This window comes from Micromonospora sp. A200, assembly GCF_029893845.1.
In the GTDB taxonomy this organism is placed as follows: domain Bacteria; phylum Actinomycetota; class Actinomycetes; order Mycobacteriales; family Micromonosporaceae; genus Micromonospora; species Micromonospora purpureochromogenes.
In genome coordinates, this window is the sequence record NZ_JARXXY010000018.1 from 123,860 (window position 1) to 136,953 (window position 13,094).

Below are 13,094 nucleotides of genomic sequence, written 5' to 3' on the forward strand. Positions count from 1 at the left end.
ACGGATCGGCCGCCAGCAAAACCGGGCCGCTCAGCCCAGCCGGGTCAGCCCGGCGGCGGCGCGCTCCACGATCAGGCAGCGGTCCTCGACGTACTCCATGCCCGCCTCCTCGGCGATCCGCCGCGCCTGCGCCGAGACGATGCCCAGTTGCAGCCACACCGCCGGCGCGCCGATCGCCGCGGCGTCCCGGACCACCTGCACGGCGTCCGCCGCCGGCCGGAACACGTCCACCAGATCGACCGGGTGCGGGATGTCGGCCAGCGACGCGTACGCCCGCTCGCCGAAGAGTTCGTCGACCGTCGGGTTGACCGGGATGATCCGCCAGCCGTACCGCTGCATCTGCAACGGCACGCTGTGCGCGGCCTTGCGGGGGTCGCGGGACGCGCCCACGACGGCGATCACGGCCGAGTCGGCGAGGATCTGCTGAGCGGTACGCACCCGCCGACTCTAACCCCACCGGTGCGGTGGCCCGCCGGCTACAGCAGCGACAGTTGCTCGGCGGCGGGTGGCGCCTCGGGGGTCGGCAGCCGCCGGTTGTCGCCCCGCTCGCCCCGGTGCAGCCCGTGCCGGCGGGCCGCGATCCGCACCCGCGCGGTCAACTCCCGCTGGTACGCCTGCGGCGCGTACGCGCCCGCCCGGTAGAGCTCGCGGTAGCGCGGCACCAGGTGCGGGAACTCCCGGGCCAGCCAGTGCGCGTACCACTCGCGGGCGCCGGGGCGCAGGTGCAGGGCCATCGGCGTCACGCTGCCCGCCCCGGCCGCGGCCACCGCCGCCACCGTCGCCTCGATCGACTCGTCGCTGTCGCTGAGCCCGGGCAGGATCGGCGCCATCAGCACGCCCACCTCGAAGCCCGCGTCGGTGAGCGCGCGTACCGCGTCGAGTCGCCGGCGCGGGCTCGGGGTGCCCGGCTCGACCGCCCGCCACAGCGCCTCGTCGACGAACCCCACCGAGTACGAGACGCCGACCCGGGTCACCTCGGCGGCCTGGCGCAGCAGCGGCAGGTCCCGCAGGATCAGCGTGCCCTTGGTCAGGATGGAGAACGGATTGGCGAAGTCGCGCAGCGCCTCGATGATCGGCGGCATCAACCGGTACCGCCCCTCGGCCCGCTGGTAGCAGTCCACGTTGGTGCCCATCGCGATGTGCGCGCCGCGCCAGCGCGGGGCGGCCAGCTCCCGCCGGACCAGCTCGCCGGCGTTGACCTTGACGATCACCTTGCGGTCGAAGTCCGCACCCGCGTCGAGGTCCAGGTAGGTGTGGGTGTTGCGTGCATAGCAATATTTACATGCATGGCTGCATCCCCGGTACGGGTTGATCGTCCATTCGAACGGCACGCGGGACGCGCCCGGCACCTTGTTGATGATCGACTTGGCCTGCACCTCGTAGAAGGTCATCCCGGCGAAACCGGGGGTGTCGAAGGTGCGGGCGATCGCGCCGGGCAGCGCCAGCGGCAGGGGTGGAGTCGCTGGCGCTGACCCGTCGGGATGCCCCTCGTCCGGGGGAGCGGAGAGGTTCTCCCAGCGCATGACATTCATTCGAACATGTGTACGAGAAGAGTGCAAGTGACCCGCCGGACACCGGCTCCCGCCCGCCGGGCGGCGGGTGGAGGATGGAGCCATGGAGAGGTCGACCTTCGTCTACGACGGGGACTGCGCGTTCTGCACCCGGTGCGCCGAGTTCGTCGAGCGGCGCATCCCGTCGGGCGCCCGGGTGGTGCCGTGGCAGTTCGCCGACCTCGACGCCCTCGGGCTGACCGAGGCCGAGTGCGAGGAGGCGGTGCAGTGGGTCGGCGCCGACGGCTCCCGTGCCGCCGGGCCCGACGCCATCGCCCGGCTGCTCGGCGAGAGCGGTCCGCTGTGGCGGGTGGCGGGCGCGGGGCTGCGCGTCCCGCCGGTCCGCCTCGCCGCCTGGCCCGCGTACCGCTGGGTGGCCCGCAACCGGCACCGGCTTCCCGGCGGCACCGCCGCCTGCGCGCTGCCCCAGGAGGCGCGGGAACGCCTGTACGGCCCGAGCGGCCGCCCCACCACCGACGCCTGACCGCCGCTGGCGTCGCCGGGCTACGGCGTCGCCGGCCCGACCGCCGGTGCCGGGCCGGCCACCGGTGGCGCCGCAGCGGGTACGTCGTCCGGTGCCGGCTCCTGGTCCTTCGATGCCGGCACATCCGGGGTCAAGTCGGTCGGCGCGGCGCCGTCACGGCGACGGGTGATCAGTTGGCGGGCCCACACCACCGGCCTGATCCGCTCCAGCGGCAGGAAGCTCGTCAGCGCCACCAGGTGCGGCGCGAACGAGATGGTGATCGTCGCGATGGTCACCAGGTGGAACGAGTAGAAGAAGCCGACCGTGGCCACCCGCCAGCGCTCGGGCAGCAGGAACACCACCGGGCTGAGCAACTCGAAGGCGAGGATGCCGAACTGGGCGACGAGCAGCAGGTACGGCACCTGCGCGATCAGGTCGGCGAAGTCGGTGCCGCGCCGGATGATGGCCCGGGCGAGCACCGAGCCGGTCGCCCAGTCCAGCCCGCCGAACCGCAGCTTGGCCCAGGCGGCGAGGAAGTACGTGCAGATCACGGCGATCTGGGTGACCCGCAGCGCCCAGCCGCCGGCCTCGGTGCGGGTCGGGTCGCCGTGCCGGGCGCGGCCGGCGGTGGGCAGGACGGCCAGCGCGACGAGGAGCCCGATCCGGTCGTGGTCGACCTTCCCGTAGCTCATCGCGATGATCATCCACTCGAGGTAGAACGCGAAGACCGACCAGCCGAGCAGTCGTGGCGCACGGCCGGTCGCGGCGAGCAGGGCCAGTGGCAGCAGCGTCCAGAAGATGGCCGCGACCATGGTGGGGGTCGGGGTGGGCAGCGGGAGCAGCCGGCCGATCAGCAACGGCTGGTAGAGCTCGCCCGGTACGTCGACCCGGGTCCGTACCCACGGGGTGAAGACGACCAGGTCGGCGGCGACGAAGAGGTAGACCAGGGTGCGGAAGGCGGCCACCCGGCCGCGGGGGACCGCCTCGGTCAGCCAGCGGGTCACCGCGCCTCCTGCCAGCGCACCGTGGTCTCGTCGGTCCACCGTCCGGTGGGCCGGCCCTGGTGGATCCCGTACCAGCGGATCACGATGCGGACCTCGACCAGTTCCGGCGCGCCGGGCCGGCGTTCGGCGTACGCGTCGGCGACCTGCCGCAGCAGCGCCGGGTCGGCGGCGTAGCGGTCCTGCTGGCCCTCGATCTCGGCGCGGCGGATGCCGGTGGCGTCCTGGCCCAGCGCGACCACCGCGCCGGTGCGGTCGACGCCCTCGACCCGGGTGTCGGGGGCGGGCGCGTTCGGTGGCTCCGACGTGGAGTACATCCGGAACGGCCCGAACGGGAAGTGGTCGTCGACCCCCCAGAGGGTGCCGGCGAGCAGCAGGGCCAGGCCGAGCGCGGTCGCGCCCAGCCGGACCGCGCGGCCGCGGGGGGTCAACGTCTCCATCGGGTCGTGACGATACGGGATCGGGACGTCACGACGGTGTCCCTGCGCGGTCTGCCGCTGGCCCTGCGTGTCGGCGGATACGCCGACGGCCGGACCCCCTGGTGGGGAGCCCGGCCGTCGTGGGTGGTGCTCAGTGCTTGTGGTCGGCCAGCTGCTTGCGCACGTCGTCCATGTCGAGGGCCTGGACCTGCTCGATCAGGTTCTCCAGCGCCGACTCGGGCAGCGCGCCCGGCTGGGCGAAGACGATCACGCCGTCCCGGATCGCCATGATCGTCGGGATGGAGCGGATGTCGAACTTCGCGCCGAGCTCCTGCTGCGCCTCGGTGTCGACCTTGCCGAAGACGATGTCCGAGTGCTTCTCCGAGGAGCGCTCGTAGACCGGGGCGAACCGCTTGCACGGGCCACACCAATCGGCCCAGAAGTCGACCAGCACGATGCCGTCGCTCCCGGTCACCTCGTCGAAGTTGGCCGTGGTCAGCTCAACCGTTGCCATTGCACTCTCCGATCAGCGGATTGCTTTTTCGTCCCGTAGAACCAGGGCAGCCCCGGTTGAATTCCCGGTCCGGGCGGGCCGAAACCGGCGCGGCCCGGGGCGGGGCGGCCGCAGGCCGGGAAGCCATCGAACCGCATCTGTCGATCCCGCGCTGCGGAACGCAAATGCACCACGCACTTGCGTCACCTCCCGTGATGGGAGCGTTCCCAAAGAGATCCATGCCACTCGTCGGTACGAATCGGTAACTTCAGCCTTGACAAGGGGTGACTGTGCGGCTAGAGATCGCATAGCACGGTGCCGTCGATTACTCACAGTGATGTCACAAAACGGTAAATGTGACGTCCGTCTCTGTCGATGTGTCCACCGCGTACGGCAGAATCTCTGGCATCAGAGCGTGGGCGGCGGGTGCCGGGGAGGGCCCCGCCGCTCATTGCGTCTCCCCCCGGATACGCCCGGTGTGACATTTCCACTCGGCCTCCGCCCCCGTCATCGCCTTAACCACCGGTAAGGCATGCTGTGCCGAACTCCATCGCCGCCCGTCGAAGGGGACAAGGATGCAGTTCGGCCGCTACTTCGAGGAGTTCGAGGTCGGCGCGGTCTACCGGCACTGGCCCGGCAAGACCGTGACCGAGTACGACGACCACCTCTTCTGCCTGCTCACCATGAACCACCACCCGCTGCACATGGACGCGCACTACGCCGAGTCGGCGAGCCAGTTCAAGCGCAACGTGGTGGTCGGCAACTACATCTACTCGCTGCTCCTCGGCATGTCCGTGCCGGACGTCAGCGGCAAGGCGATCGCCAACCTCGAGGTGGAGTCGCTGCGACACGTCGCGCCGACCTTCCACGGCGACACCATCTACGGCGAGACCACCGTGCTGGACAAGCGCGAGTCCGGGTCGAAGCCGGACCGGGGCGTCGTCGCGGTGGAGACCCGCGGCTACAACCAGGACGGCACCCTGGTCTGCGTCTTCCGGCGCAAGGTCATGGTCCCCAAGAAGGAGTACGCCGCCGCGGCGGTGCCGGACGGCGTCGACCCGGAGCGGCCGAGCTTCCCCGAGCCCCGCTGACCGCAGCCCCGACGGGGCCCCTTCCCACCGTGTTCTGGTCGGGAAGGGGCCCTTTTCGCGATCCGGGGCATATGCTGACGCCGGAGGTCTGAGATGAGCCACTCCCTCGCCGGAGAGCCGCCCTCTGCCGGACGCCGTGCCGCACCGCTGACCACCGCCGTCTACTCCGCCGCCGAGTGGGACCTGCTCACCACCCTGCCCGGCCGGGTACTCGTGGCCGCCGCCTCCCCCACCCCTGGCCGCCCGCCCCGCGGCGTCGCCGCCGGGCTCGCCGGGCTCGATGCCGTGGCCGCCGGCCGGGCCTCCGACAGCGACCTGGTACGCGCCGTCGTCACCGCCATCTATGCCCGCCACGACGGGGCGCCGGCCCAGGCCGACCGGCTCACCGACCTGGTCGACCTCCTCGCCGCCTGCCGGGCCGCGGTACGCGTACTCGGTCAGCGGGCCGACCCGGCCGACTCGGCCGCGTACCGGCAGTGGGTGGAGTCGGTGGCCGCCCGGGTCTGCCGGGCCGGCGATCCGCCCGGGCCCGCCGACCGACGGTTGCTGGACCGGCTGGGTGGTGCCCTGGGGCTGCGGTGACCGGGGTGGCGTCCGGCGGTGCCCCGGCCGGCCGTACCCTCTTGTGACCGTGACCGAGGACCAGCTCGACGTGGGTGTCGGACCGTGGCCCGGCGACCCGCCGGACGACCCGCGCTACGACCCGGAGCTGCTCGCCGCCGGCGACCGGCGCAACGTCGTCGACCGCTACCGGTACTGGCGGCGCGAGGCCGTCGTCGCCGACCTGGACGAGCGCCGGCACGACTTCCACGTGGCGATCGAGAACTGGCAGCACGACTTCAACATCGGCACGGTGGTCCGCAACGCCAACGCCTTCCTCGCCGCCGAGGTGCACATCGTCGGACTGCGCCGGTGGAACCGGCGCGGCGCCATGGTGACCGATCGCTACCAGCACGTCCGGCACCACCCGACGATCGAGGAGTTCGTCGCCTGGGCCGCCGGACGGGACCTGCCGGTGGTGGGCATCGACAACCTGCCCGGCTCCCGGCCGCTGGAGACCACCACCCTGCCCCGCCGTTGCGTGCTCCTCTTCGGCCAGGAGGGACCGGGCCTGTCCGACCCGGCTCGCGCCGCCTGTGACCAGCTCTTCTCCATCGCCCAGTACGGCTCGACCCGGTCGATCAATGCCGGCGTGGCCAGCGGCATCGCCATGCACGCCTGGATCCGCGCCCACGCCGGCCCTCCGCCCGGCTGAGGTCGCTCGAGGCTCGCCGAAGGGAAACGGCCGCTCCGCTTGACGGGCCGGTGGCGGGGGGCCACGGTGGGGATGTGAGTGTCGTGGTGAGTTGTCCGAGGTGCGCCGGTCAGGTCCGGCTCCCCGACCTGATGCACCCCGAGTCGCGGTGCGCGCGGTGCGGCCCGGTCGCGCCGCTGCACGTCCCGGAGAACATCGGAGCCGAGATCATGGCGAGCGTGGTCGACCGCGTCGTCGCCGACGAGAAGGCCGAGCGACTCCGGGTGCCGCTCTGGTGTCCGTGGCCGCTGCCGCAGGGTTGGACGGTCACCGGGGTCGGCTGGGCCGGGGACGACCCCTCCGGTGTACGGGCCACGGCGGTGGCCTGCGCCGGTCCGGCGCCGCTGGGCGGGGGACCGGCCGAACTCCTGCTGGTGGCCGAGGAGCCGGGCGTCGGGCTGGGTGCCCGCTTCGCCGGCGTGTCCGGACCGGACCCGGGGCCCGAACTCGCGGAGGCGCTCACCGGCCCCGGCCCCGGACTCGGCCACCCGGAGCACGTCGAGCCGGCCCGGATCAGGGTCGGTGGCCACCCCACTCCACTGTGGCTGGTGAATTCGGCGGCGGATCGAAGCGCGTACGCGGGCGAGGCTCGGGGAATGTGGCTGCATGCGATAGCCTGGCCGGCGAGCGCGGGTCACCTCCTCGCGGAAGACGTCGTCCTGCACGACCTTTCCGAGTGGACACCGCCCGAGCTCGTGTACGGCGCGCCGTCACCCAACCTGCACGGCAGGGCCTGACCGCCCTGACGGACTTGTCAGGGAACGGACGCAGATATTCACTGTACGACACCATACTGATACTCTGGGTGCCGCTGCGGTAAACGGACCCGGCCCCGCGCGAGAGGATGGCCCGCTATGGTCAAGAAGGTCCTCACCTGGGCCGGCGTCGCATTCTTGATCTTCTTCGTCGCCTACCGGCCGAACTCCGCCGCGGACGTCTTCAAGTCGCTCGGCGGCGGCATCATGGACATCGCCCAAGGCTTCGGCGACTTCTTCACCAGCCTCGTCGCCTGACCGCCCATGGGCAGCCCCTCCGGACCCCCCTTCGATCCCGACGACCCCGACCGGGAGCGCCGGGAGCGGGACACCGAGCCGATCCCGCGGTTCCGTCCCGACGACGGCCCGGGTTACGGCTCCGGCCCGGGCCTGGGCGACGGTCCGTCCCTTTCGGACGACATCGGCTACGGCGAGGGGCCCGGATACGCCGGTGAGGGCCGCTCCGGGCGGACCTGGGCGCGTGACCCGGAGGCCGGCTACCAGCAGGCCACCATCTCCGAGGAGGAGCTGGCCGGGCTGCGGGTGGACGCCTCCGGCATGCCGATGGGTCCCCGGCGGGTGCTGCCCCTGGAGGACGAGCCCAGCTCGCTGGTCGCCCGCTACCTCTTCCCCACCGAGCGCTACCGGGGCGAGTGGAAGCGGCACTGGATCCACCTCGCCACCCCGATCGTCGTCGGCATCGCCGCGACCTTCATCCTCGGCTACCTCTCCGGCTTCCTCGCCGGGCAGGACGTCGGCGCCCTCACCACCGTCGCGGTGCTGCTCTGGTTCGCGGTGATGGGCTGGGTCGCCTGGCGGGTCGCCGACTGGTGGTACGACCGCTTCATCCTCACCAACAAGCGGGTCATGGTGGTCAACGGCATCATCACCCGCCGGGTCGCCATGATGCCGCTGGTCCGGGTCACCGACATGAAGTACGAGCAGACCCCGACCGGCCGCGCGCTCAACTACGGCACCTTCGTGCTGGAGTCGGCGGGCCAGGAGCAGGCGCTGCGGGAGATCAAGAACCTGCCCAACCCGAACGAGCTCTACCTGCGTGTGGTCGAGGAGATGTACGAGCCGCAGGCGGTCGAGGCGCGGCTGGGCAAGGAGGCCGACGAGGCCAAGGCCGACGACGGCGCCTGAAGCTTTTCGTCCGTTCATCGGAGGAACTGCGAACCTTTCGCCGTCGACCCCGCCGCCTCGGCCATGGCACCCTGCCTGCAGGCACGGGGTGCGGAGGTGACGCGTGGCCGAGCGGGATCCGCTCGAGGAGGAGTTCCGCGACTTCGTCGCGGCGCGCTCCAGTGCCCTGCTGCGCACCGCGTACCTCCTGGCGGGGGACTGGGCCACCGCCGAGGACCTGCTCCAGACCGCGCTGACCAAGACGTACCTGGCCTGCAAGCGGCTCGGCGGGATCGAGGCAATCGAGCCGTACGCCCGGCGGGTCATGGTCAACACCTCGACCAGCTGGTGGCGGCGGCGCTGGCACGGTGAACGCCCCACCGAGGTGCTGCCCGAGCGGGCCGGGGTCGACGAGATCGAGCAGCAGCTCGACCGGGACGTGCTCTGGCGGCACCTGACCGCGCTGCCCGCCCGGCAGCGGGCCGTGCTGGTCCTGCGCTTCTACGAGGACATGTCGGAGGCGCAGACCGCCGCGCTGCTGGAGATCTCGCCCGGCACGGTGAAGAGCCAGACCTCCCGCGCGTTGGCCACCCTGCGCCGTCGACTCGGCGAGGAGGCGGCCCGGGAACTGCCGGAGACGGCGACCCCGACCGGAGGGCGGCCAGCGTCGTCCGGGGCGGCTGCGGTCGTACCCTCGGAACCCGCCGGCCCACGGCGTGCCCCGCAGGCCGGGCGACCGGGGCGGACGGCCGGGAGCGGCGCGACCACCCCGTCGCCCCGCCCGGCCGAGGCCCGCGGTGCCGGCCGGGACGTGCCCGCCGGAACGGGTCGACGGCCCGAACTGCCCGTGCCCGGTGCCGTCCGCCCCCGGGCGGCCGTCCCGGCGGAGACCCGGTGAAGCCGACCCCGGCCGCCGGGACAACCAGACCGGCGGCCCGGAGCGTCCAATGGCTGTGACGCAGGACGACCTGGAGCGGGCGCTGCGGGAGACCTTCTCCCGCCGGGTCGCCGTGCCTCCGCCGTTGGCCGCCGACCCGGCGGGGCTGGCCATCGGCCGGGCCCGGCGGATCCGTTACCGGCGGACGCTGACCGGGCTGTCGCTGGCGGCGGTCGCCACCGCGGCGGTGACCGCCGGGATGGCGCAGCTCGGGGGCCACCCCGGCCGCTCCACCACGCCCACCGTGGTGCTCGGCGACCCGCGCGGCGGGGCCACCGCGGCCGCCTGGCCGGTCGCCCCCGCCCCACCGGCCCCGCGCGCCGGGGGAGACGTCGAACTCATCGTCGGCGGTGCGCTGGTCACCGCCGAGGGAAAGCGGTACGACCTGGGCATCGGCCCGGTCGAACGGGCCCAGCGGCTGCCCGAGCACGGCGGCTGGCTGGTGGTGGGGGCACCCACCCCGGCCGGGCGCACCCTTTGGGTCGTGCCGTCCGGCGACGCCCCGCAGGTGCTGCTGGCCGGTGCCGAGGCGGTCGTGCCGAGCCCGGACGGCCGGCAGGTCGCCTGGCGGGACGGCGACGGGCTCTTCGCGGCCGGCCTGGTCGCCAACCGGCTCCTCGCCACCGCCGGTACGACCGCCGCGCACGGCGCCACGCCGGTCCGCTTCGTCGGCGACCGCGTCCTGGTGCGCACCCGCACCGGCGGTCACCTGCTGTGGCGGCCCGCGGCGGGCCCGCTGCCCGACGGCGACCGCCGGGTCCTCGACGTCTACGGCGCGCTGCCCGACGGCCGGCCCGTCGGGCGGGTGCCCGCCGACGGGAACCCGGGCCGGTCCTGCCTGGCGGTGCTCGACCCGGCCGATCTCGCGCCGACCGCCACCGGCTGCGCGGCTCCCCTGACCGGGGACGGCCTCGGGGCCGTCTCGCCCGACGGCCGGTGGCTGCTGGTCAACGGCCGTACCGGCGGGACGGACGGCGCGCTCCTGGTCGACCTCACCGGCCCGGAACCGGGCCACGCCGCCCGGGCCGCCGGCCCGACGATCAGCGGCGAGGTGGCCTGGAACGGCGCCACGATGGCCGCCTACGTCGACCGGGGCGGGGCGCTGGCGCGGGTCGACCCCGACAAGGTGCTGGCCGGGGGACGGGCCTCCACGACGATGCTGAGCGGGGTCACCTCCGGCGAGCGCCCGGTCGTGGTGTCCGGCGCCTCCTGACGGCCGGGCGGTAGCGTCAGAGCGTGATCTCGCGTCCGGCGATCGACCTGCACACCCACTCCACCGCCAGCGACGGCACGCTGAGCCCGGCCGAGCTGGTCCGCGCCGCCGCCGACGCCGGGCTGGACGTCGTCGCCATCACCGACCACGACACCACCGCCGGCTGGGACGCCGCCGTGCGGGCGCTGCCGCCCGGCCTCACCCTGATCCGCGGCGCGGAGATCTCCTGCCGGTGGCACGGGATCGAGCCGGCCGTCCCGCTGCACCTGCTCGCGTACCTCTTCGACCCGGACCACCCGGAACTCGTCGCCGAGCTGGCCCGGGTGCGGCTCGCCCGCGAGGTGCGCGGCGAGCGGATCGTCGAGCTGCTGCGCGCCGACGGGGTCGACATCAGCTGGCCGGAGATCATGGCCGCGGCCGGCGGTGGGACCGTCGGCCGGCCGCACATCGCCGCGGCGCTCATCCGGGCTGGCCTGGTCGCCACCACCACCGAGGCGTTCGGGTCGGACTGGCTGGGCGAGCGCTACCGGCTGCCGAAGGAGGACGTGGACGTGTTCCGGGCGGTCGAGCTGATCCGGGCCGCCGGGGGCGTACCGGTCTTCGCCCACCCCCGGGCGACCCGGCGGGGCCGGATCGTGCCGGACGAGCTGATCGTCGAGCTGGCCGCGGCCGGGCTGGCCGGCCTGGAGGCCGACCACGAGGACCACTCCCCGGCCGAGGCCGCGCACGTGCGCGCGCTCGCTGCCGAGCTGGGCCTGCTGGTGACCGGCTCGTCGGACTTCCACGGCACGCACAAGACCGTGCGGCTGGGCGCGCACACCACCGCGCCGGAGGCGTACGAGCGGATCGTCGCGGCGGCCTCCGGGGTGACCGGGGTCGCTTCCGGCTGATCCGCGTTTCCGTCCACAGCGGCCCGACTACGGTTAGCCGGTGGATCTCAAGCTCTTCGGTGAGGTCTTCGTGACCCTGCTGGTGATCGTCGACCCGCCGGGCATGATGCCCATCTTCCTCGCCCTGACCGGGCCGCTGACCGCGCGCGACCGCCACCGGGCGGCCTGGCAGGCGGTCGCGTTGGCGCTCGGCGTGATCGTGATCTTCGCGGTGGCCGGTCAGACGCTCCTCGACTACCTGCACGTGGACCTGCCCGCGTTGCAGGCGGCCGGCGGCCTGCTGCTGGTGCTGGTCGCGCTGGAACTGCTGACCGGCAAGGCCGACGACCCCAGCCAGCAGGTCACCTCGAACATCGCGCTGGTGCCGCTGGGCACGCCGCTGCTGGCCGGTCCGGGCGCCATCGTGGCGACCATGCTCTTCGTGCAGCAGGCCGACGGTCTCGACGACCACTTCGCGATCGCCGCCGCGATCGTCGCCGTGATGATCGCGGTCTGGATCGTGCTGCGCTTCTCCGGCGGCATCGTCAAGGTCCTGCGCCCCGGCGGCATCGAGGTGCTGACCCGGATCGCCGGCCTGCTGCTGGCCGCGATCGCCGTGCAGCTCATCGCCGACGCGGTCGCCGCCTTCGTCACCCAGTACGTGAACATGACCTGACCCGGCCCGGCCCCGGCGGCGGTGCGAGCGTGGCGGTGTCGGACCCGGGTGGCAGGATCGGACCCGTGCGACGAGCCTCCTCCGCCGGACGATCCGCGGGCACCCCCCGACCCCGTGCCGAGCAGGCCGAGCAGCTGGGCTTCGAGGGCATGCCGGAGCGGCTCTTCGTCTGCACCCCCAGCAAGCTCGGCGCGTACGAGGACTGCCCCCGCCGCTACCGCTACTCCTACGTCGACCGGCCCGCCCCGCCCAAGGGGCCGCCGTGGGCGCACAACTCGCTCGGCGCCAGCGTGCACACCGCGTTGAAGAACTGGTACGCGCTGACCCCGGAGCGACGCCGGCCGGAGGCGCTGGCCGGGCTGCTCAAGGGCACCTGGGTGCACGAGGGCTACCGCGACGACGAGCAGGAGCGGCAGGCCTACCGGCGGGCGCTCGGCTGGCTGGAGGCGTACGTCGAGACGCTGGAGCCGGGCGCCGACCCGCTCGGCGTGGAGCGGGTGGTCGCGGTCCGCACGGCCGTGCTGGCCTTCAACGGCCGGGCCGACCGGATCGACTCCCGACCCGGGCCGGATGGGCCCGAGCTGGTCATCGTCGACTACAAGACCGGCCGCACCGGGCTGGACACCGACGACGCGCGGGGCTCGCAGGCGCTGGCGCTGTACGCGTACGCCGCCGAGCGGACGTTCCGCCGGCCGTGCCGCCGGGTGGAGCTGCACCATCTGCCCACCGGGACGGTCGCCGCGCACGACCACACCACCGAGTCACTGGCCCGGCAGCTCACCCGCGCCGAGGACACCGCGCGCGACATCATCGCCGCCGAGCGGGCGGTCGCCGACGGGGCCGACCCCGACGAGGCGTTCCCGCCGGTGGCCGGGGCGCGCTGCGGCTGGTGCGACTACCGCCGCAGCTGCCCGGTGGGGGCGCAGGTGCCCGGCCGCGAGCCGTGGGCGGCGATGGACCGCCCGGCCGCACCCGGCGCCGACTCCTCCCCGGTGGCGGGCGGCGGTGCCTGAGGCGGGAAGCCCTGGCCAACAGCGGCACGGTGCCCTGAGCGATGGCCGGCAGCCCGGATCGAGATGGTCACGGCTGACGCCGGCCGCTGACCCCGCCCGCCGCTGACCCCGCCCGCCTCGCCCCGCGAGATGTCCGGCTTTTGCCCAGAGTGCCGCCCGTGCCGCAGGACTTGAGAATGAGCGATATGCCTGTCA

The 13,094-nt window shown here is 73.7% G+C and carries 17 protein-coding genes; 12 read left to right on the forward strand and 5 right to left on the reverse strand.

The annotated features are described in order from the left end of the window. Nucleotides 1-30: 30 nt before the first annotated feature. Together M2302_RS19165 and M2302_RS19170 are read right to left on the reverse strand one after the other, a co-directional pair. A complete protein-coding gene (locus tag M2302_RS19165; protein ID WP_280839217.1) occupies nt 31-438 on the reverse strand; it encodes a CoA-binding protein in 408 nt (135 codons plus the stop codon). A 38-nt stretch (nt 439-476) separates the two neighbouring features. Next, the gene (locus M2302_RS19170; protein ID WP_280839252.1) at nt 477-1,523 is read right to left on the reverse strand and encodes an Rv2578c family radical SAM protein; all 1,047 of its coding nucleotides are present in this window, start codon (nt 1,521-1,523) and stop codon (nt 477-479) included. Nucleotides 1,524-1,614: 91 nt separating this feature from the next. Here M2302_RS19170 and M2302_RS19175 point away from each other — a divergent pair, with 91 nt between their 5' ends. Continuing rightward, on the forward strand, nt 1,615-2,034 hold the full coding sequence (locus tag M2302_RS19175) for a DUF393 domain-containing protein (RefSeq protein ID WP_280839218.1): 420 nt from the start codon (nt 1,615-1,617) through the stop codon (nt 2,032-2,034). Between the two features lie 20 nt (nt 2,035-2,054). Here M2302_RS19175 and M2302_RS19180 read toward each other — a convergent pair whose 3' ends face one another. The 3 genes from M2302_RS19180 to trxA form a co-directional block, all read right to left on the reverse strand. Then, a complete protein-coding gene (locus M2302_RS19180; protein ID WP_280839219.1) occupies nt 2,055-3,017 on the reverse strand; it encodes an MFS transporter permease in 963 nt (320 codons plus the stop codon). Further along, nucleotides 3,014-3,454, reverse strand: a complete 441-nt coding sequence (locus M2302_RS19185; RefSeq protein WP_280839220.1) for a hypothetical protein — start codon at nt 3,452-3,454, stop codon at nt 3,014-3,016. The genes M2302_RS19180 and M2302_RS19185 overlap by 4 nt, the downstream gene beginning before the upstream one ends. Nucleotides 3,455-3,584: 130 nt before the next feature. Next, the gene (trxA, locus tag M2302_RS19190) at nt 3,585-3,947 is read right to left on the reverse strand and encodes a thioredoxin (protein WP_210777478.1); all 363 of its coding nucleotides are present in this window, start codon (nt 3,945-3,947) and stop codon (nt 3,585-3,587) included. Nucleotides 3,948-4,501: 554 nt separating this feature from the next. Here trxA and M2302_RS19195 point away from each other — a divergent pair. The 11 genes from M2302_RS19195 to M2302_RS19245 all read left to right on the forward strand — a co-directional run bounded on the left by M2302_RS19195 (nt 4,502) and on the right by M2302_RS19245 (nt 12,899). Continuing rightward, nucleotides 4,502-5,017, forward strand: a complete 516-nt coding sequence (locus M2302_RS19195; RefSeq protein ID WP_179802973.1) for a MaoC family dehydratase — start codon at nt 4,502-4,504, stop codon at nt 5,015-5,017. 93 nt (nt 5,018-5,110) lie between these two features. After that, entirely contained in the window at nt 5,111-5,599 is a 489-nt protein-coding gene (locus M2302_RS19200) for a hypothetical protein (protein ID WP_280839221.1), read from the forward strand. A gap of 49 nt (nt 5,600-5,648) precedes the next feature. Further along, nucleotides 5,649-6,272 (forward strand): RNA methyltransferase, encoded by a 624-nt coding sequence (locus M2302_RS19205; RefSeq protein WP_280839222.1) that lies wholly within the window; start codon nt 5,649-5,651, stop codon nt 6,270-6,272. Between the two features lie 74 nt (nt 6,273-6,346). Next, on the forward strand, nt 6,347-7,048 hold the full coding sequence (locus M2302_RS19210; protein WP_348529432.1) for a DUF6758 family protein: 702 nt from the start codon (nt 6,347-6,349) through the stop codon (nt 7,046-7,048). A gap of 117 nt (nt 7,049-7,165) precedes the next feature. Further along, nucleotides 7,166-7,324 carry a hypothetical protein gene (locus M2302_RS19215; RefSeq protein ID WP_170285364.1) on the forward strand — a complete coding sequence of 53 codons (159 nt, stop codon included), beginning with the start codon at nt 7,166-7,168 and terminating at the stop codon, nt 7,322-7,324. A gap of 6 nt (nt 7,325-7,330) precedes the next feature. After that, the gene (locus tag M2302_RS19220; RefSeq protein WP_280839223.1) at nt 7,331-8,212 is read left to right on the forward strand and encodes a PH domain-containing protein; all 882 of its coding nucleotides are present in this window, start codon (nt 7,331-7,333) and stop codon (nt 8,210-8,212) included. 103 nt (nt 8,213-8,315) lie between these two features. Next, the gene (locus tag M2302_RS19225; RefSeq protein ID WP_280839224.1) at nt 8,316-9,089 is read left to right on the forward strand and encodes a SigE family RNA polymerase sigma factor; all 774 of its coding nucleotides are present in this window, start codon (nt 8,316-8,318) and stop codon (nt 9,087-9,089) included. Nucleotides 9,090-9,138: 49 nt separating this feature from the next. After that, on the forward strand, nt 9,139-10,341 hold the full coding sequence (locus M2302_RS19230; protein WP_280839225.1) for a hypothetical protein: 1,203 nt from the start codon (nt 9,139-9,141) through the stop codon (nt 10,339-10,341). Nucleotides 10,342-10,367: 26 nt separating this feature from the next. Beyond that, nucleotides 10,368-11,231: a PHP domain-containing protein gene (locus M2302_RS19235; protein WP_210775115.1), complete on the forward strand. Its 864-nt coding sequence runs from the start codon at nt 10,368-10,370 to the stop codon at nt 11,229-11,231. A 40-nt stretch (nt 11,232-11,271) separates the two neighbouring features. After that, nucleotides 11,272-11,886 carry a MarC family protein gene (locus M2302_RS19240; RefSeq protein ID WP_280839226.1) on the forward strand — a complete coding sequence of 205 codons (615 nt, stop codon included), beginning with the start codon at nt 11,272-11,274 and terminating at the stop codon, nt 11,884-11,886. 65 nt (nt 11,887-11,951) lie between these two features. Then, on the forward strand, nt 11,952-12,899 hold the full coding sequence (locus tag M2302_RS19245; RefSeq protein ID WP_280839227.1) for a PD-(D/E)XK nuclease family protein: 948 nt from the start codon (nt 11,952-11,954) through the stop codon (nt 12,897-12,899). Nucleotides 12,900-13,094: the final 195 nt, after the last annotated feature.

Excerpts from the sequence above, each read along its gene's own strand:
- M2302_RS19170 (WP_280839252.1), bottom strand. The coding sequence starts at position 1,523 with ATGCGCTGGGAGAACCTCTCCGCTCCCCCGGACGAGGGGCATCCCGAC.
- M2302_RS19175 (WP_280839218.1), top strand. The coding sequence starts at position 1,615 with ATGGAGAGGTCGACCTTCGTCTACGACGGGGACTGCGCGTTCTGCACC.
- M2302_RS19185 (WP_280839220.1), bottom strand. The coding sequence starts at position 3,454 with ATGGAGACGTTGACCCCCCGCGGCCGCGCGGTCCGGCTGGGCGCGACC.
- trxA (WP_210777478.1), bottom strand. The coding sequence starts at position 3,947 with ATGGCAACGGTTGAGCTGACCACGGCCAACTTCGACGAGGTGACCGGG.
- M2302_RS19195 (WP_179802973.1), top strand. The coding sequence starts at position 4,502 with ATGCAGTTCGGCCGCTACTTCGAGGAGTTCGAGGTCGGCGCGGTCTAC.
- M2302_RS19200 (WP_280839221.1), top strand. The coding sequence starts at position 5,111 with ATGAGCCACTCCCTCGCCGGAGAGCCGCCCTCTGCCGGACGCCGTGCC.
- M2302_RS19215 (WP_170285364.1), top strand. The coding sequence starts at position 7,166 with ATGGTCAAGAAGGTCCTCACCTGGGCCGGCGTCGCATTCTTGATCTTC.
- M2302_RS19220 (WP_280839223.1), top strand. The coding sequence starts at position 7,331 with ATGGGCAGCCCCTCCGGACCCCCCTTCGATCCCGACGACCCCGACCGG.
- M2302_RS19230 (WP_280839225.1), top strand. The coding sequence starts at position 9,139 with ATGGCTGTGACGCAGGACGACCTGGAGCGGGCGCTGCGGGAGACCTTC.